Source organism: Sphingomonas sanxanigenens DSM 19645 = NX02 (assembly GCF_000512205.2).
GTDB lineage: Bacteria > Pseudomonadota > Alphaproteobacteria > Sphingomonadales > Sphingomonadaceae > Sphingomonas_D > Sphingomonas_D sanxanigenens.
Genome location: NZ_CP006644.1, coordinates 3,363,628 through 3,385,867, shown reverse-complemented (window position 1 = coordinate 3,385,867; position 22,240 = coordinate 3,363,628). Strand labels below are relative to the sequence as shown.

Annotated in this window: 20 protein-coding genes; 12 read left to right on the top strand and 8 right to left on the bottom strand. The window is 68.3% G+C overall.

The window, feature by feature from the left end; translation table 11 throughout:
• Positions 1–53: 53 nt before the first annotated feature.
• Positions 54–980 (top strand): winged helix DNA-binding protein, encoded by a 927-nt coding sequence (locus tag NX02_RS15545; RefSeq protein ID WP_245648605.1) that lies wholly within the window; start codon positions 54–56, stop codon positions 978–980.
• Between the two features lie 311 nt (positions 981–1,291).
• A complete protein-coding gene (locus NX02_RS15540; protein WP_025293123.1) occupies positions 1,292–1,597 on the top strand; it encodes a hypothetical protein in 306 nt (101 codons plus the stop codon).
• A 9-nt stretch (positions 1,598–1,606) separates the two neighbouring features.
• On the opposite strand, the gene NX02_RS15535 is transcribed toward NX02_RS15540, so the two are convergent.
• From NX02_RS15535 to NX02_RS15520, 4 genes are all read right to left on the bottom strand, one after another.
• Positions 1,607–2,674, bottom strand: a complete 1,068-nt coding sequence (locus tag NX02_RS15535) for a DUF1176 domain-containing protein (protein WP_025293122.1) — start codon at positions 2,672–2,674, stop codon at positions 1,607–1,609.
• Positions 2,671–5,079 carry a hypothetical protein gene (locus NX02_RS15530; RefSeq protein ID WP_025293121.1) on the bottom strand — a complete coding sequence of 803 codons (2,409 nt, stop codon included), beginning with the start codon at positions 5,077–5,079 and terminating at the stop codon, positions 2,671–2,673. Before NX02_RS15530 ends, NX02_RS15535 begins: the two co-directional genes overlap by 4 nt.
• A gap of 81 nt (positions 5,080–5,160) precedes the next feature.
• Positions 5,161–8,502: a transglutaminase family protein gene (locus tag NX02_RS15525; protein WP_025293120.1), complete on the bottom strand. Its 3,342-nt coding sequence runs from the start codon at positions 8,500–8,502 to the stop codon at positions 5,161–5,163.
• A 61-nt stretch (positions 8,503–8,563) separates the two neighbouring features.
• On the bottom strand, positions 8,564–9,133 hold the full coding sequence (locus NX02_RS15520; RefSeq protein ID WP_039997629.1) for a Clp protease/crotonase-like domain-containing protein: 570 nt from the start codon (positions 9,131–9,133) through the stop codon (positions 8,564–8,566).
• On the opposite strand from NX02_RS15520, the gene NX02_RS15515 reads away from it, so the two are divergent.
• Positions 9,132–9,335, top strand: coding sequence for a hypothetical protein (locus NX02_RS15515; RefSeq protein WP_047099799.1), 204 nt, complete (start codon positions 9,132–9,134; stop codon positions 9,333–9,335). The genes NX02_RS15520 and NX02_RS15515 overlap by 2 nt on opposite strands.
• Positions 9,336–9,347: 12 nt before the next feature.
• Here NX02_RS15515 and NX02_RS15510 read toward each other — a convergent pair whose 3' ends face one another.
• On the bottom strand, positions 9,348–11,030 hold the full coding sequence (locus NX02_RS15510) for an adenylate/guanylate cyclase domain-containing protein (protein ID WP_025293118.1): 1,683 nt from the start codon (positions 11,028–11,030) through the stop codon (positions 9,348–9,350).
• Between the two features lie 125 nt (positions 11,031–11,155).
• Between NX02_RS15510 and queC the strand changes: the two genes are divergently transcribed.
• Both queC and queE read left to right on the top strand, forming a co-directional pair.
• Entirely contained in the window at positions 11,156–11,848 is a 693-nt protein-coding gene (queC, locus tag NX02_RS15505; RefSeq protein ID WP_025293117.1) for a 7-cyano-7-deazaguanine synthase QueC, read from the top strand.
• Between the two features lies 1 nt (position 11,849).
• Positions 11,850–12,488 (top strand): 7-carboxy-7-deazaguanine synthase, encoded by a 639-nt coding sequence (gene queE, locus NX02_RS15500; protein WP_025293116.1) that lies wholly within the window; start codon positions 11,850–11,852, stop codon positions 12,486–12,488.
• A 57-nt stretch (positions 12,489–12,545) separates the two neighbouring features.
• Here queE and NX02_RS15495 read toward each other — a convergent pair whose 3' ends face one another.
• The gene (locus NX02_RS15495; protein WP_039996619.1) at positions 12,546–13,007 is read right to left on the bottom strand and encodes a hypothetical protein; all 462 of its coding nucleotides are present in this window, start codon (positions 13,005–13,007) and stop codon (positions 12,546–12,548) included.
• 22 nt (positions 13,008–13,029) lie between these two features.
• Complete coding sequence (locus NX02_RS15490; protein WP_025293114.1) at positions 13,030–13,377, bottom strand: DUF6152 family protein; 348 nt, start codon at positions 13,375–13,377, stop codon at positions 13,030–13,032.
• Positions 13,378–13,555: 178 nt separating this feature from the next.
• Here NX02_RS15490 and nadC point away from each other — a divergent pair, with 178 nt between their 5' ends.
• The 3 genes from nadC to NX02_RS15475 all read left to right on the top strand — a co-directional run bounded on the left by nadC (position 13,556) and on the right by NX02_RS15475 (position 17,764).
• Positions 13,556–14,401 carry a carboxylating nicotinate-nucleotide diphosphorylase gene (gene nadC / locus NX02_RS15485; RefSeq protein ID WP_025293113.1) on the top strand — a complete coding sequence of 282 codons (846 nt, stop codon included), beginning with the start codon at positions 13,556–13,558 and terminating at the stop codon, positions 14,399–14,401.
• On the top strand, positions 14,388–15,107 hold the full coding sequence (locus tag NX02_RS15480; protein WP_025293112.1) for a ribonuclease T2 family protein: 720 nt from the start codon (positions 14,388–14,390) through the stop codon (positions 15,105–15,107). The genes nadC and NX02_RS15480 overlap by 14 nt, the downstream gene beginning before the upstream one ends.
• Positions 15,108–15,199: 92 nt before the next feature.
• Positions 15,200–17,764, top strand: coding sequence for a TonB-dependent receptor (locus NX02_RS15475; RefSeq protein ID WP_025293111.1), 2,565 nt, complete (start codon positions 15,200–15,202; stop codon positions 17,762–17,764).
• Here the strand turns inward: NX02_RS15475 and NX02_RS32490 are convergent.
• Positions 17,755–18,477: a TonB family protein gene (locus NX02_RS32490; RefSeq protein ID WP_039996618.1), complete on the bottom strand. Its 723-nt coding sequence runs from the start codon at positions 18,475–18,477 to the stop codon at positions 17,755–17,757. The two genes, NX02_RS15475 and NX02_RS32490, sit on opposite strands and share 10 nt — an antisense overlap.
• A gap of 172 nt (positions 18,478–18,649) precedes the next feature.
• On the opposite strand from NX02_RS32490, the gene NX02_RS15465 reads away from it, so the two are divergent.
• From NX02_RS15465 to NX02_RS15450, 4 genes are all read left to right on the top strand, one after another.
• On the top strand, positions 18,650–19,831 hold the full coding sequence (locus NX02_RS15465; protein ID WP_025293109.1) for an aspartate aminotransferase family protein: 1,182 nt from the start codon (positions 18,650–18,652) through the stop codon (positions 19,829–19,831).
• Positions 19,831–20,757 carry an ornithine carbamoyltransferase gene (gene argF, locus NX02_RS15460; protein ID WP_025293108.1) on the top strand — a complete coding sequence of 309 codons (927 nt, stop codon included), beginning with the start codon at positions 19,831–19,833 and terminating at the stop codon, positions 20,755–20,757. Before NX02_RS15465 ends, argF begins: the two co-directional genes overlap by 1 nt.
• Positions 20,757–21,668 (top strand): Hsp33 family molecular chaperone HslO, encoded by a 912-nt coding sequence (locus NX02_RS15455; protein ID WP_025293107.1) that lies wholly within the window; start codon positions 20,757–20,759, stop codon positions 21,666–21,668. The genes argF and NX02_RS15455 overlap by 1 nt, the downstream gene beginning before the upstream one ends.
• A 131-nt stretch (positions 21,669–21,799) precedes the next feature.
• Positions 21,800–22,216, top strand: coding sequence for a hypothetical protein (locus NX02_RS15450; protein ID WP_025293106.1), 417 nt, complete (start codon positions 21,800–21,802; stop codon positions 22,214–22,216).
• The last annotated feature ends 24 nt before the right edge of the window (positions 22,217–22,240 follow it).

Here is a 22,240-nt window from a genome sequence, read left to right as displayed (position 1 = left end):
GCGGCCTGAGTTCCGGTGGCATGCCGATGGCAGCTGGGTGAAGCGAGGTAGCGGTGCGATACGATCAACGCGGGGAGAATGCGCAGGACGACTGGAGCATGGGCGAAACGCCGCTGTTGATCGTGGCGGATACGCCGGGCGGCGCAGCCTGTGCGGCGACCGCGGCGGAGGCTGCAGGTGCACGCGTCGTTGCCATCGTCGCGCCCGGCGAGGCGGAGGCCGCGCTTGCCGCGCGGCCGGGGATCGGCGTCGTGTGGGTCGACCTCGACGGTGATGGCGGCGCCGCGCTCGACCGTCTGCTCGATCGCATCGACGCCGGCGCTCGGTCAGGCGGGCTCTCCGCGATCGTCAGCGTCGTGCCGGCGCTGCTCGATCCTGTCTTCGCCCGGGTAGGGGCGGGGCCGGTCGATCTGCTGTGCAATCCTTCGCCGGCCGAGCGGGCCGCTGCGCTCGGCATCGCCCTCATCGGTCGGCGGCGCAGCCGCGTTGCCGATGGCGATGCGCGCGACGTCGCACGCCTCAAGGCGTTGAGCGCCGAGGTGGCACGCATCGCCGGCGCCCTCGCGGAAATGTCGGGGGATCCCGCCATCGACGGCTGGGGCGCCCCAAACCCCGCAGTGCCGGAGTTTGCCGCGGACGCGCGCGCTCTCGACGCCACGGCGATCCGCGGCATGATCCGGGAACGACGGTTGCGCGGACGCTTCTTCGATGCAGCGATGTTCGGCGAGCCGGCATGGGACATGCTGCTCGACCTGATGGCGGCGCAGATCGAGGGCAAACGGGTGTCGGTCTCCAGCCTGTGCATTGCCGCGGCGGTGCCGGCGACGACTGCGCTGCGCGCGATAGGCATGTTGACGGAGGCGGGGCTGTTCGAACGCCGGCCCGATCCGGACGATGCGCGTCGCGTGCTGATAACGCTCACCTCCCGGGCACAGGCGGCGATGTCCGCCTATTTAGCGGCGCGCGCGGATCTAAAGTGAAGCGACACGGGTTACACGCCGTCTTTTTCGGCCGCTTCGTCGCGTGTTACCCCCGCCGCACTGTCGCCCGTCGCAATTATGCTGGTACGTGTTAACCAAGCGGGATGATCAGGTTGCCGGGTCTGATCGTGGCGGGCCCCCCACCGCGCGTCGATGAACCGATACCCCCCCATCTGTTCGGTTCCCCCCGCTCCGGCATCCTTTCTCTCCGGCGGATGTTATATCCTGCAACAGTGGTTGCAGCGATCACATCTGTTCGGCCGCAAAAACGGGTTGCATGGGAAGACGCGAACGCCCAAATGCGCCCGAATATGTCGAGCAAGCTCATTCTCGAGGGCATCGCCCGCCAACTGTGTGTAACGGCCGTCTACAACAAGATGGCGGTCACCTTGGCGCCCCACATCCTCTACACCAAGCATGGCGAACTCTATGTCGATGGGGTCACCATGGAGCGCGACGGCCGGCCGCCGCGTGAGTTGAAGCTCGGCGCCTTCAAGCTGACCGGCCTCAACGACGTCGCCTTGTCCGATCGCGCGTTCGAGCCACAGTCGTTGTTCAACCCGGCCGAGCCCCGGTATGAGGGCACGACCTTGTTCGCGGTGAACGTCCCCGCCTGATCGGTGGCTTCAGCGCCCGGTCAGGGCGTTGGGCACGGCCGTCGGTACGGTCCAAACCCGGATCCATTGCAGGCTGCCGCGGCACGTGCTCATCGCGCGCTGCTCGATCAGTCGAAACGCCTCGCCGTCCCACGCAAAGCGCTGGCTGCTGCCGCAATCGCCGCTGGGGCTGCCGACGATGCGGCTGGTGATCGTGCCGGCATCCTTGTCCCATTCGGGGTTGGGCAACAGCGTCTGGCCGTGCTCGGCGGTGTAGCCGGTGGGGTGATCGAACCGCGCATAGTCTGCCGCCAGCCCTTTCTTGCGGCCGCCATTGGTGACGATGAAGGGCAGCGCGGACCGGTTGTTGGCACCACCGCCGCACGACAGCAGCAGCAGCGTGTGCCGCTCGTCGATCCGGAACCAGCTTTCCTCCGGCGGGGCGGCGTCCGGTCCGGCTTCGCAGGCGTTCGTTTCCCGCAGGGTCCTGACCGAGCCGGCGCTCAGCCGGTCGGGCGGTGCGGTGCGGGTCGCGACGGGGATCGCGATCGGCGCCGGCATCGCCCGGCGCGGCACCTCGATCGCGGGGCGATCGCCCTTGTCGACGATCGCGGTCGGGGTGCCGGTGCGGCCTTGCGCCTCGTCCGTATATTTGAGCGCGGCGGAGATGCCCGTCAGCGAGGCCCGGCCGACGACGATGCCCTGCACGTCCATCAGTTCGATGCGATCGGCCTTGAGCAGCACCGGCAGCAATAGATCGGTGGCGACCGCGCCGAACCGGACCTGATCGTCTTCGATCCTGAGCGGTTGCGGCCAGCGCTTGCCGTCGACGAGCAGCGCGATCGGCCGCCGCCCCGCCGCGAACGGGATCGCGATCGTCGGCTGTCCGCCGGCGCCCGCGCGCCGCGAGACGGTGACGAAGGCGGGCACCTCCTCCCCCTCGGTGGCGAGCGCCTGCGCCTCGCAATCCCTCACATTGTCGCAGCCCACCGCCCAGTCGGCGAAGACCTGCACCGCGCCAGGCACCGCATCCTGCGCGGCGGCGGGGGGGGCGATCAGCGATGTCGCGGCTACAAGCGCGACCGGAAGCGCCCTCATGGCCGCGCCGCCGGAACCGCCACGCTGTGGACGAGTTCGGGCGCGTCGCGCAGCCGCAGATAGAGCTTGCCGTCGACGGCGACCGGCACCGTAAATACCCCCCCGGTAAACCCCTGCGGCACCCGGTTTGCCCCGGAAAAATCCGGCGTGGCGGACACCGCGTCGATCAGGAACAGACGGCTGCCGCGGATCTCGCAATTTTCGGCTGTGCAATATATTGCATCGATGCGCGGCTGACGGACGAGCGTGGCGAGCGGTTGCCAGTCTCCCGCCACGCCCTGGCGGACGACGCGGAAGCGCAACGGGCCGAAGGCGGAGGGACCGAGCGCGGCGGCATCGACGTTGGCGATCAGGATCTCGGCGCTTTCGAGCTGCAGACCGCGCCCGACCGAAAGCTGCGCGGCGATGCGATCGTCGGCGGTGGCGATCTCGATCGCGTCGGTCGCGCCGAAGCGGATGCCCGCGGGTGCGCGCACGGAGAAGGTCAGCCGTGCGAAGTCGGGGAGCACGTCGGCGCTGCCCGGGACGAGCGGCAGCGCCGGGGCCTCGCCGGCGGGGGCGATGTTCTTGCCGACCAGCGCGACCTGCACGCGCGGCTCGGCGATTCGCACGGGCAGCCCGACGCTGCGCCCGTCGCTGAGCGCGATCTTCGCGGACAGGCTGGCGCCGGCTTCGGGCTTCGCCGCCGCCCCGGTTGCGCCCTCGGCGACGATCCGCAGCCGGTCGCTATCGCCCTCGCGCGTCAGTCCGTCGGGGCGGAAGCGGCGGCCGCCGATCTCCACGCCCGCGACCTGATCGAGCCGGCGGCCGGCCAGCACCGCCCAGTCGTCCCCCGCATGATAGGTCAGCGCGTCGAGCCGGCTTGCCTCGGAAAAGGCGCGGACCGGCACGGTCGCGGTCTTGTCGATCCCTGCGCGGCGGATCTCGAGGGTCAGTTCGCCGGGGCGGGCATCCTTCAGCGGCAGGTCGACCGCGATCATGTCGCCCCCCACGGTCTTCCAGGTCAGCGGGCGCGGCGCCGAATTGGGCTGGCGCAGGCTGATGCTGTCGACGCACGCCGCCGCATCGCCCTTCAGCCGCAGGACATTGTCGCGTCCGACCACGAGCGCATTCTCGTCGAGCGGCCGCCAGGGCGCGTCGGTGGCGAACTGCAGCGCGAAATCGGGGCCGTCGAAGGGCTTGAAGCCCCAGATGGCGCGCAGATGGCCGGTGGCGCTGGTGCCGAAGCCTTCGGGGCGCCAGTTCGCATCGCTCACCACATAGCCGCCGCGATCCGCGCGCGCGGTAAGCGGCACGTCCACCTTGCTGCCGTTGGCGGCGGTCAGCTGCAACGTCGCTTCGCGCGCATAGCCCGTCGAATAGATCAGCGGCGCGCCTTCCACCGGCAGCACCAGCCCCGGACGCGTCGCGCACAGCGCGCCGTCCGCGCCGTTGCGCAGCGGCGGCGGCTGATCCGCCTCCACCGTCGGCATGGCAACGACCAGCACCGATTTGGGCGCGGTGAACGATGGCGCGCTGTTGAGCATCAGCGACACCTTGTCGTCTCGCTGCAGCCCGAGTGCCGGCAGATAATCGAATTGCGGGCTGTTGAAGGCGCCGAAGATCTTCGCGAGATCGCGCGCGATCGCGATATAGGCGCTGTAATAGCCTTGCCCGCCGACGCGGGTGGAACTGATCTGCAGCGCGAGGTCGGTGGGGGCGCCGACCAGGGTCTCGGTCATCGAACTGGTGTGGACATCGGCCAGCACCAGCGATTCGCGATTCTCCAGCAGGCAGTTGGCCTGCAATTCGATCACCTTCTGCAGGCATTCGGCGTTGAGCTTGGTGCTGAGGCTGCTGGCGAGCACCGGCGCGACGCGCTTGAGATATTCGGGATGCAGATTTTCCTGCGCGCGGATCGCCGCCATGAACGTATCGAGCCGCGACCGATCGAGCGAGGCCTGGTTGAGTTCCTGCGCCGCGCGCACGAACTCGCCGGGCTTGCCGCGCACCGCCTTGGTGACGCTGCCATAATCGCCGCCGGTTTCGGGGACCATGAACAGCACCAGCTGCCGCGCGCCTTCGGGCACGGTCAGTTTCAGCAGCCTGTCCTTGTCCTTCTTCTTCCAGGTCTCCGCCCTGTCGATCCACTTGGTGGAGGGCGGGTTGGTCGCGCCGTGGAGGAAGGCGGAGACCAGCATATATTTGGCCGACTGGTCGGAGGGGAGGTCGGCGCCGATCTCGATCGTATCGCCCGCGGCGAGCGCGGGCACCTGGGCGATCGGCAGCGTGACCCCGTTGCGCGTGACCTTGGCGCGCAGGGTGGGGCCCGCCAGGTCGAACGGCGGCGCATCGGCGCGGGCAGGGGCGAGCGGGACAGCGGCTGCCGCGAGCAGCAGCGCGGACAGGGAAACGAAGGAACGCATGGCCTTAAGGTGCAGGATGAAGCCGGGAGATCAAGCGAATACTGGCCCCTCCCTCCGAACGGGAAGGGGCCGGCCGATCGTTCAGATCCCCGGCGGCCGGCGCAGATCCAGCGTCATCGGGAATTCGCCCGGCAGTTCTTCGGGCGGGATCGGCACGCGACCCGGCGTGTGGCCATGATCCTGGAAGCGCGCCTTGCGCCGCGCCTCCGCTTCATAGCCGTTGATCGGCACATCGTCATAATGACGCCCGCCCGGATGCGCGACATGATAGACGCAGCCGCCCAGCGACCGGCCGCTCCACTGATCGAGGACGTCCAAGGTCAGCGGGGCGTTCGCGGGCAGCCGCGGGTGCATGGTGTTCGCGGGCGCCCACGCCTTGTAGCGTACGCCGCCAACCGCCTCGCCGGGCACGCCGGTGCCGGTCAGCGGCACGCGGCGGCCGTTGCAGGCGATGACATGGCGGCCGGGCACGAGCCCGGTGGCATGGACCTGCAGCCGCTCGGTCGCGCTGTCGACATAGCGCACCGTTCCGCCGATCGCGCCGGTTTCGCCCAGCACGTGCCAGGGTTCCAGCGCATGCGCGATCTCGAGCCTGACGCCGCCCGCCTCGACGGTGCCGTGCACCGGGAAGCGGAACTGGCGCTGCGCCTCGAACCAGGCCGGATCGAACGCATAGCCGGCGCTCCGCAGGTCGCCCAGCACCTCGACGAAGTCGGTCCACACGAAATGCGGCAGCATGAAGCGGTCGTGCAGCGTGGTGCCCCAACGCACGAGATTGCCCCGCTGTGGCTCGCGCCAGAACCACGCGGTCAGCGCGCGCAGCACCAGTTGCTGGGCAAGGCTCATCTGCGCGTCGGGCGGCATCTCGAAGGCGCGGAACTCGACGAGACCGAGCCGGCCGGTCGGCCCGTCCGGCGAGAACAGCTTGTCGATGCAGATTTCGGTGCGGTGGGTGTTGCCCGTGACGTCGACCAGCAGGTTGCGGAACAGCCGGTCGACCAGCCAGGCCGGCGGCGTATCGCCCTCGCCGGGCGCGGGCACCTGCGCGAGCGCGATCTCCAACTCGTAGAGACCGTCATGCCGCGCTTCGTCGATGCGCGGCGCCTGGCTGGTCGGGCCGATGAACAGGCCGGAGAACAGATAGCTGAGCGACGGGTGGCGCTGCCAGTAGAGCACGAAGCTCTTGAGCAGGTCGGGCCGGCGGATGAAGGGCGAATCATTGATGCTGGGGCCGCCCAGCACGATGTGGTTGCCGCCGCCGGTGCCGACCGCGCGGCCATCGACCATGAACTTGTCCGCGGTCAGCCCGTGGCGCCGCGCCATCGCATAGAGTTCCTCGGTGATATCCACCGTCTCGGCCCAGCTCGCCGCCGGGTGGACGTTGACCTCGATCACGCCGGGATCGGGCGTGACGCGCAACACCTTCAGCCGCGGATCGGATGGCGGGGCATAGCCTTCGATGCGGACGGGGATCTGCAGCGCCTCGGCGGTTTCCTCGACCGCAGCGATCAGCTCCAGATAATCTTCCAGCGCGCGCGTCGGCGGGATGAAGATGGTCAGGTAGTGCGCCTTGGGTTCCACCGTGATCGCGGTGCGCACCGCGCCCCCGATCGCCGTGCCCTGTTCCACGCGCTGCTGCTGCGGCGGCGGCGGTGCGGAGAACGCGCGTTGCGCGCGCGGCGCAGTGCCATTGCCGCCGCCCTGGCTCGGGGCGTGGAAATCGGGCAGCGGTTCCAGCGGCTCGCTGGTGTCGCGCGGGTTGATATAGGGATAGTCTTCCGGCGGCACATAGGGCAGCGATTCCAGCGGCAGGCGATAGCCCAGCGCCGAATCACCGGGCACAGCGAACAGCCGCCCGCGCCGCACCGACCATCGTTCGCTCAGCCAGCCCTGCGCCTGCTTCGTCTGCCAGCGCTGCACCGGCAGCGCATAGCCCACCGCATTGCCGAGCCCGCGCTCGAACGTCCGCACGATGCGCGCGCGGACCTCGGGATCGTCGATCTTCGGATCGGTGGCCTCGGTGTTCGCGGGCAGCTCGGCTTCCTTGAGCGACCAGGCGACCGGATCCTCATAGACCGGCAGGATGAAGTCGCGTTTCACCCCGAGCGCGTCGGTCAGCCCCTCGAGGAATTTTTCCGCCTGGTCGGCGGTCGTCGCGGGCCGCCCATCGGCGTCCTCGGTGGCGATCAGCGCGGTGTCGCGCCACACCGGGGTGCCGTCGCCGCGCCAATAGACCGAAAAGGCCCAGCGCGGCAGGCTTTCGCCGGGATACCATTTGCCCTGGCCGTGATGGATCATGCCGCCCGGTGCGAAGCGATCGCGCATCTCGCGCACCAGCTTGTCGGCAAAGCCCGCCTTGGTGGGGCCGACCGCCTCGCCATTCCATTCGGGCGCCTCGCCCGCGCCGACCGCGACGAAGGTGGGTTCGCCGCCGGTGGTCAGCCGCACGTCCTGCGCGACGAGATCCTTGTCCACCTGCGCGCCCAGCGCCTGCACCGCTGCCCACCGCGCATCAGTGAAGGGCTTGGTGATGCGCACGGCTTCGGCGATGCGCGCCACGCTCATCTCGAAGCGGAAATCGACCTCGGCGGGCTCGGCCATGCCTGAAATCGGCGAGGCGGAGCGATAGTGCGGGGTTGCGCACAGCGGGATATGGCCCTCGCCGGCGAACATGCCCGATGTGGCATCCATCGCCACCCAGCCGGCGCCTGGCACATAGGCTTCCGCCCATGCGTGAAGATCGACGACATCCTGGGTGACACCCCGGGGCCCGTCGACCGGCTCGACATCGGCGACGAGCTGGATCGAATAGCCGGAGACGAAACGGGCGGCGAAGCCCAGCCGGCGCAGCAGCTGCACGAGCAGCCAGGCGCTGTCGCGGCACGATCCGGTGCCGACCTCCAATGTTTCCTCGGGCGTCTGCACGCCCGATTCCATGCGGATCACATAGCCGACGCGCTTCTGCAGCCCGCTGTTGATCTCGACGAGAAAGTCGATCGTGCGCCCTTCATGCCCCTCATGCCCGGCGACCAGCGCCTCGAACAGCGGGCCCCTGGCTTCCTCGTCCACCTCGAAATAGGCGGCGAGATCGGTGGTCAGCGCATCGTCGTAGGTAAAGGGATACTGCTCGGCATAGGGTTCGACGAAGAAGTCGAACGGGTTGATGATGTCGAGGTCCGCCAGCAGGTCCACCTCGATCTGGAAATGGTCGACCGGATCGGGGAACACGATCCGCGCCTGCCAATTGCCGTGCGGATCCTGCTGCCAGTTCAGGAAATGCCCCTGCGGCTCGATCTTGAGCGCATAGTTGGGCACCTTGGTGCGGCTGTGGGGCGCCGGCCGCAGGCGGATGACCTGCGGCCCCAGCCGGATCGGCCGGTCATAATGATAGGCGGTGAGGTGGTGAACGGCGGCCTTGAGCATGGCCGCTAAAGAACGTCATCCGGTGGTGCGGCGCAACATGAATTTGCGCCGGCGCCGAAACTCAGATCACCGCCTCGATCAGGCCGAGCTGCTTCGCCTCGTTCGCCTCCAGATACCAGTTCTCGGTGGCGCGGGTCAGCACGTCGTCCATCGTCACGCTGGAACCCAGGATCAGGTTCTGGAACCCCTCGTTCTGGATCTGGATCGAGGCCTCGATCTCATGCAGCGTCTGCTTGAGCGTGGCGATGCACGAGGTGAGGGGGCCCTGGAGGTTGATCTGCTTGGTGATGATGCGTTCGTGGATCATCAGCCGCGTGCCGCGGGCGAGATAGCGGTTCTGGCGCGCGAAGAAGCCCATGAAGGTGGCGCCGGCCGAATAGATCGCGGTCTTGCCGAGAAAGACGATGCGGCGCTCAGGGTGGAGATCGCTGTGATAGCGGATATCCTCGCCCATCATCCGCGCGACTTCGGGGTCGCCGCCCAGGGTCGACAATTCGACGATGACCAGCCCGTCCCGCGGCACGTTGGACAGCGCCTGCCGGAAGAATTGATACATGTTGTAGTCGACCTGCCCGGTCAGCATGATCGCGGGAAATTCGAAGTCGGCTGCGCTCAGCAGGTCGGTCGGCATGGCGGACATCGGTGTCTCCGGGTTGGAATGGCGGCCCACAGAACGACGATGCCGCGGGGAAGTTTCATGCGCCACGACAGTTACTGCCAAGCCCGGCAGGCAGCCAGCGCGCGCGGATGCCTTCCTGATCCAGCAGGAAGATCCGGATTTCGCCGAGGTCGCGCTGATCAGCGAGGCGGAGCGGCATATCGAGGCGAATTGAATATGGGCCGCGCTATTTCGTTTCCATCTTCCACACCCCCGACCAGACCTGTGGCGGCTCGGCCGCCAGCATCGCGGTACGCGCGGCGAGCAGGCGCGCCGGGCCGTCGGCGGGGGCGATGGCGAGGCAGGCGTCGAACCCGCTCTGTGCCGTCGCCCAATCGCCCTCCCTATAGGCGGCGAAGGCGGCGTCATAGCGTTCGACCAGTTCGTCTTGCGCGCCTTCGCCGCCAAGGCCGCGCAGTTCGAAGATCGGGCTGGCCTCGCTGCGGCCCTTGAGGATGACGCAATCGACCATCCGTACGGCGATGGACGCACCCGCCTGATCGCGCACGGCCTGATCGATCAGGATGCGGGTGCCGTAGAACTTGTTGGCGCTTTCGAGCCGCGACCCGGCGTTGACGACATCGCCCATGACCGTGAAGTTGCGCGCCGCATCCGATCCGATGCTGCCCACCACCGCCTCGCCCGAAGACAGGCCGATGCGGATGTCGATCGGCGGCAGATCATGCCGCAGCCGCATCAGGTCGGGCAATTGACGGCGGAATTCGGCGAGCCGGTCGAACTGCGCCAGCGCGGCGCGGCACGCCGCCTCCGCCTGATTGCCCTCGGCGATGAAGGGGGCGGTCCAGAAGGCCATCACCGCATCGCCGATATATTTGTCGATGATGCCGTTTTCGGCGCGGATCGCTTCGGACATCGCGGTGAAATAGGCGTTCATCAACGTCACCAGCCCGTCCGGCGTCAGCCGGTCCGCGATGGGCGTGAAGCCGACCAGATCGGAGAAGAAGATCGTCACCAGCTGCCGCTGCCCCGCCATCGATCGCTGGGCATCGGCCGAGATCAGGGTGGAGACGATCCGCGGGTCGATATAGCGCCCGAACGTCGCCTTGATCTCTTCCTTCAGCCGCAGCTCGCCGATCATCGCGTTGAACGCGCGGGTCACCTCGCCGATCTCGTCGGAGGTCGTCACCGGCACCTCGCGCTCGAGATTGCCCGACTGCACCGCCAGCGCGCCCTGCCGCAGCCGCTCGATCGGCCGCGTCAGCCCGCGCGCGATCAGCCAGGCGAGGTAGAGGCCGACGAGCGCGGCGATGCCCACCAGCAGGCGATTGGCATAGAGCGCGCGCTGCTCGTTGGCCTGCACCATATCGACGCTCTGGCGCGAGAATGCGGCGATGTCGTCGCTGAGATCGTCGACATGATGCTCGATTTCGATCGCACGGTCGCGCGCCAGCGCCGCCGCGATGCGCCCCTCCTCGGTATCGCCCGCCGCGCACAGCCGGCCGACGTCGGCGATCAGCTGGCCATGGCGCTCGCCGATCTCCGCCACCAGCGGCCGGAGCTCGACGAACTTGGACCGGTTGATCTCGAGGACCGCGATCGTTTCGCCATGCCGCCGGAACGTCTCCATCGTTGCGAGCTGCTGCTGGATCGACTTGCTGCGGGCCGCGAAGGCAGCGCCGCACAGCCCGGGCTGCCGATGCAGGATCGCCCATTGCTCCCCGAGCATCGCGGCACGCATGTCCTTGGCGGTCAGCGCGAAGGGCAGCATCGCTTCGGTAAAGGTCGCCAGTTGGCGATTGACCCGTGCGGTGGATTGCGTCGCAAAGATCATCGCCGCCACCATCGCCACCAGCAGCCCGATCGCTACGCCCAGAATCTTGAACTGGATCGATCGATGGAAGCTGATCATCACACGCCCCCCGGCAACACCCAGCGCGCGAGTGGTCATGGCGGCGGGGCGTACGTCAAGGGGAATCGGGGGATTTACGGTGTCAGCGCTTGCGTTGCCGGCGCTTGAGGGATAGCCGCACGCACATGTCCCAATCCACATCGCCGCTTGCGGTCGTGCTGCTTTCGGGCGGCCTCGATTCGATGGTGAGCGCCGCGCGCGCCCGCGAAGACGGTTTTCGCCTGCTCGCGCTGACGATCGACTATAACCAGCGCCACGCGGTCGAGATCGCCTCGGCAAGCCGGATCGCCCAGGCGCTGGGTGCAGAACGGCATGTCCGGCTGCCGATGGACCTGCGGAGCTTCGGCGGATCGGCGCTGACCGCCGACATCGCCGTGCCCAAGGACGGGGTGGGGGACGACATTCCCGTCACCTATGTACCCGCGCGCAACACCATCTTCCTGTCGCTGGCGCTGGGCTGGGCCGAGGCGGCGGGCGCGCGCGACCTCTATGTCGGCGTCAACGCGCTCGATTATTCGGGCTATCCGGATTGCCGCCCCGAATTCATCGACGCGTTCGAAGCGCTTGCCAACCTTGCGACCAAGGCGGGGGTGGAGGGGGACCGGTTCCGCATCCGTGCGCCGCTGCAACACATGACCAAGGCCGAAATCGTCCGTGAGGCGGCACGGCTGGGGCTCGACGCGGGGATGAGCTGGTCGTGCTACGATCCGGCGCCGGGGGGGCTTCACTGCGGATTGTGCGACAGCTGCCGGCTGCGCGCCAGGGGCTTCGAGGAAGCGGGGCTGCCCGATCCGACCGGCTACGCGCAGCAGCCCTGACATGGCGAGCTATGCGGTCAAGGAAGCCTTCCTCACATTGCAGGGGGAAGGCCGTCGCGCGGGCCGCCGCGCGGTGTTCGTGCGTTTCGCGGGCTGCAATCTGTGGACCGGGCGCGAGAAGGATCGCGCCACCGCGGTCTGCCGGTTCTGCGACACCGATTTCGTCGGTACCGACGGCGATGGGGGCGGCCGCTTCGCCGATGCCGCCGCGCTCGCCGCGCATGCCAGCGCGCTATGGGGCGTGGCCGAGGGCGCACGGCCCTATGTCGTGCTGACCGGCGGGGAGCCGCTGCTGCAGGTCGATGCGGCGCTGATCGACGCGTTGCATGATGCCGGTTTCGAGATCGCGATCGAAAGCAACGGCACGATCGCGGCGCCTGCGGGGATCGACTGGGTCTGCATCAGCCCCAAGGCGGGCAGCGCCGTGGTGCAGACGCGGGGGGATGAGCTCAAGCTGGTGTGGCCGCAGCCAGGGATCGATATCGACGCGCTGGAGAGGTGGGACTTCGCCAACTTCCTCGTCCAGCCGATGGACGATGCCGATTATCCGGCCAATCGCGACGCCGCGGTGGCGCTGGCGATGACGCGCCCGCTGTGGCGGCTGACCTTGCAGACCCACAAGATGCTGGGGCTGCGCTGAAGGCGCGAATCCCTTCGCCCGCGAGGGGAGATGGAATGAGGCCCAACCAAATGAGGCTCAACTATATGCGATCAACCGCCCCAGCGCGGCGACGCCGAGCCACAGCGCCAGCGAGACCGCGGCCATCAGCCGCATCGTTCCGGTCGGCCGCGCATCGGCCCGCCCGACGACCCTGAACGCCAGCGCATTGGCCAGGGCGAGCGCGATCAGCACCAGCTTCAGTCGGAACCGGTCCGATCCCACCAGCGCGCCGGCGTCGGCCGCGAACAGCACCAGCCCGCTCGGCAGCATCAGGATCAGCCCCGCGATCGCCAGCGGGGTCAGCGCGCGCGAGAGGGCGGGCAACGGCAGCGACGGGAAGGCGCCGAGGATGCGCAGGTCGAGGATGCCGATGCCGCCGACCAGCAGCACCAGCCCGAGCAGATGGACGAGGTTCGCGATCGGATAGGCCCAGGCCGATCCGCGCGCGACCATGCCCAGTTGCGATGCCTCGACCGCGGCGGCGAAGCTGTCGATCATCCGCGCCGCGTGCCCGGACGGCTCAGCGCAGCTCGACGGTCTTGCCGTCGACGATCACCCGCTCGATGCGCATCTCGGGCGTGCCGTCGCGGCGGGGATAGCCGACCAGCGTGACGGCCTTCTTCGGCGCCAGCATCTCACGGGTCAGGCCGCGCGCTTCCATCCGCGCGACCGGCGCGAGCACGACATCCCATGTCCGCTTCTGCCATTCGACCTTTGCGGCACCATGCGGATTGCCCCATGTGACCGCGCTGAGCGGCGCCTTCACCGTCATCGTCTTTTCCGCATCATAGGAACTCCAGCCATGATGCGCCTGCGCCGCAACCGGCACTGCGATCAAAGCCGCGGCGACCATCCATCGCGTCCGCATCTTCGCTCTCCCTGCACCTCGGCCGGCACCGCATTGCGCGTTGCCGCTGCCGGACGCGCAAACGCGCGAGCGGGAAAAGGGATGCGCGCGAGCGGGAAAAGGGATGCACCCCTTCAGCTTTTCGCCCGCGAGAAGACCGACTAGGAGGGCCGAGCGTCCACCGCCGATCGGATCACTGATGACCTTTTCTCTTCCCGGTTTCGATATCGACGCCTTCATCACCGCGACGCTGGCCGAGGATCTCGGCGAGGCGGGCGATATCACCTCCGCCGCGGTGATCCCCGCCGATGCGCGGTTCGAAGGCGTGATGGACAGCCGTGACGCCGTCACCGTCGCCGGGCTCGGCATCGCCGAGGCGTTCTTCCGCCGGCTCGATCCGGCGGTCGAGATCGCGTGGCTGGTGCAGGAGGGGGATCGCGTTCCGGCGGGCACCGATCTGCTGCGGCTGCGCGGCAATGCGCGGGCGATGCTGACGGCCGAGCGGTCGGCGCTCAACACCGTGCAGCATCTGTCGGGCATCGCGACGATGACGCGGACCTATGTCGACAAGATCATCGGCACCGGCGCGATCCTGCTCGACACCCGCAAGACCATCCCGGGCCTGCGCCTGCTGGAGAAATATGCGACGCGGATGGGCGGGGCGACCAACCACCGCATGGGGCTGTGGGACGCGGCGATGATCAAGGACAATCATGTCGCGGTCGCGGGTTCCGTCGAGGAGGCCGTGCGCCGCGCCGCGGCGGCGGGGATCACCCGGATCATCGTCGAGGTGGACCGGGTCGACCAGATCGAACCCGCGCTCGCCGCCGGCGCCACCCACCTGCTGCTCGACAATATGGCGCCCGCCATCTTGCGCGGCGCGGTGACGCTGGTCGGCGGGCGCGTGCCGACCGAAGCCTCGGGCGGGGTGCGGCTCGATACGATCCGCGCCATCGCCGAAACCGGCGTGACCTGTATCTCGGTCGGCCGGCTGACGCAGTCCGCGCCCGCCGCCGATATCGGGCTCGATTTTGCGGCGGTCTGAGCTGGTCGCAGCGCTGGCGCTGGCGCTGGCGTTCGTCGCCACGCCGGTGCAGGCGGCGGCGCCTTCCTGCCGCTTGCCGGACGCCATTCCGCCCGCGCGCGCGATCGTCCCGCCGCGCGGCGAGGCGCCGCGCCGCACGCCGGTCGATGGCTATCTGCTGGCGATGAGCTGGTCGCCCGAATATTGCCGCACCCGCAAGGACAGCGCGGCGGACCGGCTGCAATGCGGCCGCGCCAACCGCTTCGGCTTCGTGCTCCACGGGTTGTGGCCGGAATCGGATCGCGGCGGCGATCCGCGCTGGTGCAGCCCGGCCGGGGCGCTGCCGGCGGACCTCGTCCGCCGCCATCTGTGCGACACCCCCTCGGTCCAATTGATGCAGCGCGAATGGGCGAAGCATGGCACCTGCGCGGCGCGGAGCCCCGCCGGCTATTTCCAGGCGGCGTCGATGCTCTACCGCGCCGTCCGCTTCCCGGACATGGACGCGCTTTCCCGCCAGCCGCTCACCGCCGGCGCGTTCCGCCGCACCTTTGCCAAGCGCAACACGGGCATCACGGCAGACATGGTGGCGGTGGATGCCAACCCGCGCGGCTGGCTGGAGGAGGTGCGGCTGTGCCTGGGGCCGAGGATGAAGCCGCGCGCCTGCGCGCGGGGCGACCGCGGCGTAGGCGACGACGCGCCCCTCAAGATCTGGCGCGGCGGCCGGTAAGGACGCTGTCATCTTCGCGTCCCGGGATCGTCACCCGACTGTCGCACAGCACGCCTAACCGCGCCCCATTCATAAAAAGTGGGGAAGAGATCATGGCGTTCAAATCGCTGGCCATCGGTGTGAGCATGGTCGCGCTGTTCGCGGGCACGCAGGCTTTCGCGCAGGAGGCGACCGAAACCGGCGAAACCGAGATCGTCGTCACCGGCCAGCGCGCGCAGCAGCAGCGCTCGATCGAGATCAAGCGCGAGTCGATCGGCATCGTCGATGTCGCGGCGTCCGACGAGATCGGCCAGCTTCCCGACAAGAATGTCGCCGAGGTGATCGAGCGGCTGCCGGGCGTGGGCGTGCAATATGACCAGGGCGAGGGCCGCTATGTCGCGATCCGCGGCATCCCTTCGGACCTCAACAATTATACCGTCAACGGCTTCGAGCTGGGCAATCCGGACGGCAACACCCGCCGGCTGCCGCTCGACATCGTCTCGGGCCAGTTGCTCAACCGCGTCGAGGTGACCAAGGCCAAGACCGCCGAGCTGGACGGGCAGGGGATCGGCGGCACCGTCAACCTCGTCACCCAGACCGCGTTCGACTTCAAGGATCGCTTCATCGTCTCGGTGACCGCGCAGGCGGGCTACCAGACGCTCAACGAGAAGGTGCCGGTGCGCGCCGACGCCAGCATCGGCGGCCGTTTCGGCAGCGACGAGCAGTTCGGCATCCTCGTGGGCGCGAGCTATTCGAAGCGCGATTTCCAGAGCTTCGGGCTCTATCCGGACGATTGGGCGATCAATGGGGATGCCGCGCGCGGCGCCGCGCCGATCAACATCAAATATAATGATTACAACCTGGAGCGCGAACGCATCGGCGGCATCGCCTCGTTCGACTGGCAGGCGACGCCCTCGACGCGGCTGTACGTCCGCGGCCTCTACAGCAGGTTCACCGAGAACGAGTATCGCCAGCGCTACCGGCTCGACTTCGCGACCGCGGCGCAGATCGAGGCGGGCACCGTCAGCTTCAATCCGGACGGGCTGACCGGCACCTCCACCGTTACCGAGCAGCGTTCCGACCTGCGGCTGGAATATAAGGAGAAGTCGGTGCTGATCGGCATGATCGGCGGCCGCACCGAAACAGACGACTGGGTATTCGATTATGGCGGTGCGCGTTCGCACAACGAGGTGATCGAGCCCAACCAGCTCTGGCAGTTCCGCGGCAATCCGGGCACGGTCGACTTCGACTTCTCGGACAGGCTGTTCACCGCGACGCCGCGTACGCCGCTGACCGCCAATGGCCTCCAGTTCCGCCAATATTCGGAGCAGGACGAGCGCGGCGACGAATATATCTGGACGGGCAAGCTGGACGTGACCCGCAAGCTGGCGTTCGGCAATGACAGCTTCATCCGCGTCGGCGGCAAATATCGCGCGACCGACAAGGATTTCGATTCCAACAACACCGTCTATACGCGCGGCGGCGGCTCCGCGACGCGCTTCTCGCTCGGCCAGTTCGATCTCGCGGGCGAGGATGTGTTTTCCTACCCGCGCAAGGGGCGGCCCTATCTGATCACGCCGGTGATCGATGCCGACAGGATCATCGATTTCACCGCGGACCCGGCCAATTCGAGATATTTCGTGCTCGATGAGAACGCTTCGCTCGCCAACGCGACCTTGAACGATCTCGACCTCTCGGAGAATATCGCGGCCGGCTATGCGATGGCGAACATCGATTTCGGCGCGATCACGATCACGCCGGGCCTGCGCGTCGAGCGCACCGAACTCGACATAAGCGGTTTCCAGCTTGAGGATGGCAGCGATGTGATCCCGGTGACGGGCGAGCGCCGCTACACCAACTGGCTGCCGAGCATGATTGTCCGGATCCGGCCGAATGACGAGGTTGTCGTTCGCCTGGCCTATACGCGCAGCGTCGGCCGGCCCAATTATTCGGACCTCACCCCCGGCGGCTCCATCGACACGATCGAGGGCACCGTATCGCTCGGCAACCCCAATCTCGAGCCCTATATTGCCGATGCGCTCGACGCTTCCGCCGAATGGTATTTCGCCCGCGGCGGCCTGATCTCGGTCGGCGCGTTCGCCAAGTTCGTCCAGAACCCGATCTATACGGAGACGATCACGCTGTTCGACACCGTCTATGGCGGCAACAGCTATGATCAACTGACGATCTCGCAGCGGCAGAACGGCACCAGCGCTGACATCGTCGGCCTCGAACTCGCCTATCGCCAGCAGTTCGAGTTCCTGCCGGGCTTCCTCTCGGGCTTCGGGCTGGAGGCCAATGCGACCTTCATCGACTCGACGTTGAAGGTCGACGGCCGCGGCGAGCCTGCGGCGTTCCCCGAACAGTCCAGGCTGCTCTACGGCGCGCAGCTTTTCTACCAGAAGGGGCCGATCGAGGCCTCGGTCGCCTATCACCACACCGGCCGCGCGCTGATCGCGCTGGGCGGCGAGGCGCTGACCGACCAGTATAATGACGATCTGCGCCGGCTCGACGCCAAGGCCAGCTTCGCGCTGACGCCCAACATCCGCCTGTTCGTGGAGGGGCAGAACCTGACCGACGAGCCGACCCGGCAATATCAGGGCGGCCGTCGCGACTGGATCATCCAGAACGAGCGCTATGGCCGCACCTATTATGCGGGCGCCTCGGTTCAGTTCTGATCGGCCTCCACCCACCAGTCCTGCCGCCAGCCGGCGGTGTCGGCGATCGCACGGCCGGTGGCGTCGGTGGCGGGGCGATAGCGGAAGCGCCTCGTTGCCAGCCGGCAGGTGGCGGCATCGAGCGCCGCATCGCCGCTCGACCGGGCGATGCTGCAGCCGGTGACGCGACCGTCGGCGCCGACCGCGAGATGGATGAGGACGCTGCCCGCGGCGCGCGCGCGCGCCTTGCGGGGCAAGTCGGCGGCATTGATCCCCCCGGCGATGCGCCGTGCGCGCGTGCCGCCACCGCCCGTACCTCCACCGCCCATACCGGCGCCGCCATTGCCGCTGCCGCGGCCGGCGCCGATCCCGGCCGCACCGGTGCCGGGGCCGGCATGGTCGGTTGCGCCGGCGGTGGACTCGGGGCCGGTCGCGGCGATCGGCGGTGCCGGGAGCGGCCGCGCGATCAGGATCGGGGCCTGGGGAGCGATGATGGGCCGGGGAAGGCTGTGCAGGTTGGCGGGGGCTGCTGAGCCGGCAGCGCGCGGAGACGGCGCCGGTCTCGGCTGGGGCGGCGGCTGCGGCGCGGGCAGGTCGAAGAGCTGGAGCGCGTCGGCGCGCACCCGCGCAGGGGGCTGGGGCATGCGGATGAGCAGCAGTGCCGCCAGCAGCGCGGCATGCACTGCCAGCGTCGCAGCGGCACCGATAGGACGGCGTTGGGCGGCTCCAGCCATGCGGGCATCGTACAGCAGTTGGAACGACGCGCATCTCCCCCGCACAGCGCCGGCGCGGACGGGGGGTTGCCATTGACGACGCTTGTGGCAGGCGGGTATATGCCCGCCTCGCTCAGGCGACCATTCTGGTCGCCTTTTTGCGTTTTCGGCAACCTCGCCAGGAGAGACTGAGATGACCATCACGCCACTCATGCCCGTCTACCCGCGGTGCGAGGTGCGTCCGGTCCGAGGCGAGGGCTGCTACCTCTATGGGGAGCAGGGCGAGCGCTATCTCGATTTCGCGAGCGGCATCGCCGTCAACATCCTGGGGCATGGCCATCCGGTGCTGACCAAGGCGATCCAGGATCAGGCCGCCACGCTGATGCACGTCTCCAACCTCTACGGCAGCCCGCAGGGGGAAGCGTTCGCGAAGCGGCTGGTGGACAACAGCTTCGCCGACACCGTGTTCTTCACCAATTCGGGGGCGGAAGCGGTGGAGTGCGCGATCAAGACGGCGCGGCGCTATCATTATGCCAAGGGCAACGCCCACAAGCATGAGCTGATCACCTTCGGCAACGCCTTCCACGGCCGCACGCTCGGTGCGATCAGCGCGACCGACCAGCCGAAGATGCGCGAGGGCTTCGAGCCGCTGCTGCCCGGTTTCGCCTATGCCAGGTTCGACGATCTCGAAGGCGCCAAGGCGCTGATGACCGAGAACACAGCCGGTTTCCTGGTCGAACCGATCCAGGGCGAGGGCGGCATCCGCGTGGGCAGCGACGCCTTCATCCAGGGGCTGCGCGCGCTGTGCGACGAGCATGACCTGATGCTGGTGTTCGACGAGGTCCAGTGCGGCGTCGCGCGCACCGGCACGCTCTACGCCTATGAGCAGTATGGCGTGACGCCGGACATCATGGCGAGCGCCAAGGGCATCGGCGGCGGTTTCCCGATGGGCGCCTGCCTCGCGACCGAGAAGGCCGCGGCGGGCATGGTGTTCGGCACGCACGGTTCCACCTATGGCGGCAACCCGCTGGCGATGGCGGCGGGGCAGGCGGTGTTCGACGTGATCCTCGAGCCCGGTTTCCTCGAGAATGTCCGCCAGATGAGCGACCGGCTGGTGCAGGCGCTGGAGCAGTTCATCCCCAACCATGACCATCTGTTCGACAGCGTCCGCGGCAAGGGGCTGATGCTCGGCCTCAAGATGAAGAGCGACAGCCGCGCCTTCGTCGCGCACCTGCGCAACCATGGCCTGCTGACGGTCGCCGCCGGCGAGAATGTCATGCGCATCCTGCCGCCGCTGGTGATCGAACAGGCGCATGTCGACGAGTTCATCGAGCGGCTGTCGGCGGGAGCCGCCAGCTATCAGGCGCCGGCCTGATGAGCCGGCACTTCCTCGACCTGAGCGACGCCGGCGGCGACGGCGTCGCGGCGATGCTCGCCGACGCGCTTGACCGCAAGGCGGCGCGCAAGGGCTGGCCCAAGGGCAGGGCGGACGCGGACGCGCCGCTCGCCGGCCATACGCTGGCGATGATCTTCGAGAAGAACTCGACGCGGACGCGGGTGTCGTTCGACATGGCGATCCGCCAGCTCGGCGGCACCAGCATCGTGATGGACGCGGGCTCGATGCAGCTCGGACGCGGCGAGAGCGTGGCGGATACCGCGCGCGTGCTCGGCCGCTATGTCGACGCGATCATGATCCGCACCGACGATCACGCCAAGCTGACCGAGATGGCGGCACATGCCGGCGTACCGGTGATCAATGGCCTGACCGACGACAGCCATCCGTGCCAGATCATGGCGGACCTGCTGACCGTGATCGAGGACGGCAAGAGCCTGCCCGGCCTCAAATGGACGTGGCTGGGCGATGGCAACAACGTGCTGCATTCGATCATCGAGGCGGCCGGGCTGCTCGGCTTCGCGGTCGATGTCGCGGTGCCCGAGGGCTATGAGCCGGCGCCGCGCTGGGCGGCGGACGCCAATGCCCGCGGTGCCGCGGTGCGCATCGTGCGCGATGCGCAGGCGGCGGTCGCGGATGCGGACGTGGTCGTCACCGACACCTGGATCTCGATGGGACAGGCGCATGCCGAGGAAAAGCTCGCGGCGATGACGCCCTATCAGGTGACGCCGGCGCTGATGGCGCTGGCGAAGCCCGACGCGCTGTTCCTCCACTGCCTGCCCGCGCACCGCGGCGAGGAAGTGGTCGATGCGGTGATCGACGGCCCGCGGTCGGGCGTGTGGAACGAGGCGGAGAACCGCCTTCATGCGCAGAAGTCCGTGCTGTTGTGGGCGCTGGGCAAGCTCTGATGAGCGATACCCCGACCCTCGACCTCGACCGCGCGCTCGGCTTCGCGATCCTGTCGCGCAGCGTGCGCGGCCGCCTCGTCCGCATCGGGCCGGCGCTGGAGGAGATCCTCGCCGCGCACAATTATCCGCTGCCGATCGAGCGCCTGCTGGGCGAGGCGCTGGTGCTGACCGCGCTGCTCGGCGCGATGCTGAAGGACGATCAGGGCCAGCTCACCCTGCAGGCCCAGACCGAGAATGGCGTCGTCGACCTGCTGGTCGCCGACTACCGTGCCGGCGAGCTGCGCGGCTATGTGCGCTTCGACGCGGAGCGGCTGGCGGAAATGCCGGTCGAGCCCAGCCTGTTCGCGCTGTTCGGCAAGGGTTATCTGGCGATCACCTTCGACCAGGCTGCGACCAACGAGCGTTACCAGGGCATCGTGCCGCTGGAGGGCGCGTCGCTGTGCGAGGCGGTATCCGACTATTTCGAGCGATCGGAGCAGATCCCCAGCCTGATCCGCGCGCATGTCGAGCGGATCGACGGCATCGGCTGCGTCGCCGGCGGCATGCTCCTCCAGCACCTGCCCGAGGGCGAGGAGGGCGGCGAGCGGCTGCACGTGCGCGAGAATGACGCCGCCTGGGAGCATGCGAGCGTGATCGGCGGCACCGTGAAGGGCGAGGAACTGGTCGATCCGTCGCTGCCGCTGGAGACGTTGATCTGGCGCCTGTTCAACGAGGACGAGGCCGAGGTGCGCGTGCTGAGCGCCGCGCAACTGGCCAAGGGCTGCCGCTGCGACCCCGACCATATCGCCGAGGTGCTGCTGAAGTTCCCCGACGAGGAACGCGCGGAGATGGCGGACGCCGATGGCGTGATCGCGGTCAATTGCGAATTTTGTTCGCGAACCTTCCCGATCCCGCTGGAAAGACCCGCCTGACGTCCTATCTCCATCGGCAGCGACCGGGCGTGCGTATCATGCTATAGGTCGTTTATCGAAAGAGAGTCGTGAGCGCATAGGGACGTCGCCACGACCGCCGGGAAAACGGCACAGGCTGGGGATCCGAAGCAATGATGACGACGCGTCTGGCGCGGCTGCTTCTGTGCGCGCCTATCGGTTTGGCAAGTCTCGCCGCGGCGCAACCCGCGGCCGCGCCCGCTGTGCCCGCGCTCGCCGCGCTGGAGGGGGGCGAATGGACGTTGCGCATCGCCGGCGAAGAGGGGACCCGGCGCATGTGCCTGGGCGACCGCATGGCGTTGCTGCAGGTGCAGCATGCCGGCATCGCGTGCAGCCGCCATATCGTCGCCAATGATCCGAAGACGGTGACGGTCCATTATAGCTGCCCGGGTGCGGGCAACGGACTGACGACGGTGCGCGTCGAAACGCCGCGACTGGTGCAGATCGACACCCAGGGCATCCGCAACGGCGCGCCGTTCGCCGATACGTTCGAGGGTCGCCACACCGGAAGCTGCACGGCCGCGCACTGACCAGGCCGGATCGCGGCAGTCTCG

Coding starts and splice junctions, on each gene's coding strand:
- NX02_RS15525 (WP_025293120.1), bottom strand. CDS start 8,502: ATGCTCAAGGCCGCCGTTCACCACCTCACCGCCTATCATTATGACCGG.
- NX02_RS32490 (WP_039996618.1), bottom strand. CDS start 18,477: ATGGCTGGAGCCGCCCAACGCCGTCCTATCGGTGCCGCTGCGACGCTG.
- argF (WP_025293108.1), top strand. CDS start 19,831: ATGAGCCGGCACTTCCTCGACCTGAGCGACGCCGGCGGCGACGGCGTC.
- NX02_RS15515 (WP_047099799.1), top strand. CDS start 9,132: ATGGCGGACATCGGTGTCTCCGGGTTGGAATGGCGGCCCACAGAACGA.
- queE (WP_025293116.1), top strand. CDS start 11,850: ATGGCGAGCTATGCGGTCAAGGAAGCCTTCCTCACATTGCAGGGGGAA.
- NX02_RS15450 (WP_025293106.1), top strand. CDS start 21,800: ATGATGACGACGCGTCTGGCGCGGCTGCTTCTGTGCGCGCCTATCGGT.
- NX02_RS15535 (WP_025293122.1), bottom strand. CDS start 2,674: ATGAGGGCGCTTCCGGTCGCGCTTGTAGCCGCGACATCGCTGATCGCC.
- NX02_RS15540 (WP_025293123.1), top strand. CDS start 1,292: ATGTCGAGCAAGCTCATTCTCGAGGGCATCGCCCGCCAACTGTGTGTA.
- NX02_RS15520 (WP_039997629.1), bottom strand. CDS start 9,133: ATGCCGACCGACCTGCTGAGCGCAGCCGACTTCGAATTTCCCGCGATC.
- NX02_RS15510 (WP_025293118.1), bottom strand. CDS start 11,030: ATGATCAGCTTCCATCGATCGATCCAGTTCAAGATTCTGGGCGTAGCG.
- NX02_RS15475 (WP_025293111.1), top strand. CDS start 15,200: ATGGCGTTCAAATCGCTGGCCATCGGTGTGAGCATGGTCGCGCTGTTC.
- nadC (WP_025293113.1), top strand. CDS start 13,556: ATGACCTTTTCTCTTCCCGGTTTCGATATCGACGCCTTCATCACCGCG.
- NX02_RS15465 (WP_025293109.1), top strand. CDS start 18,650: ATGACCATCACGCCACTCATGCCCGTCTACCCGCGGTGCGAGGTGCGT.
- queC (WP_025293117.1), top strand. CDS start 11,156: ATGTCCCAATCCACATCGCCGCTTGCGGTCGTGCTGCTTTCGGGCGGC.
- NX02_RS15455 (WP_025293107.1), top strand. CDS start 20,757: ATGAGCGATACCCCGACCCTCGACCTCGACCGCGCGCTCGGCTTCGCG.
- NX02_RS15530 (WP_025293121.1), bottom strand. CDS start 5,079: ATGCGTTCCTTCGTTTCCCTGTCCGCGCTGCTGCTCGCGGCAGCCGCT.
- NX02_RS15495 (WP_039996619.1), bottom strand. CDS start 13,007: ATGATCGACAGCTTCGCCGCCGCGGTCGAGGCATCGCAACTGGGCATG.
- NX02_RS15490 (WP_025293114.1), bottom strand. CDS start 13,377: ATGCGGACGCGATGGATGGTCGCCGCGGCTTTGATCGCAGTGCCGGTT.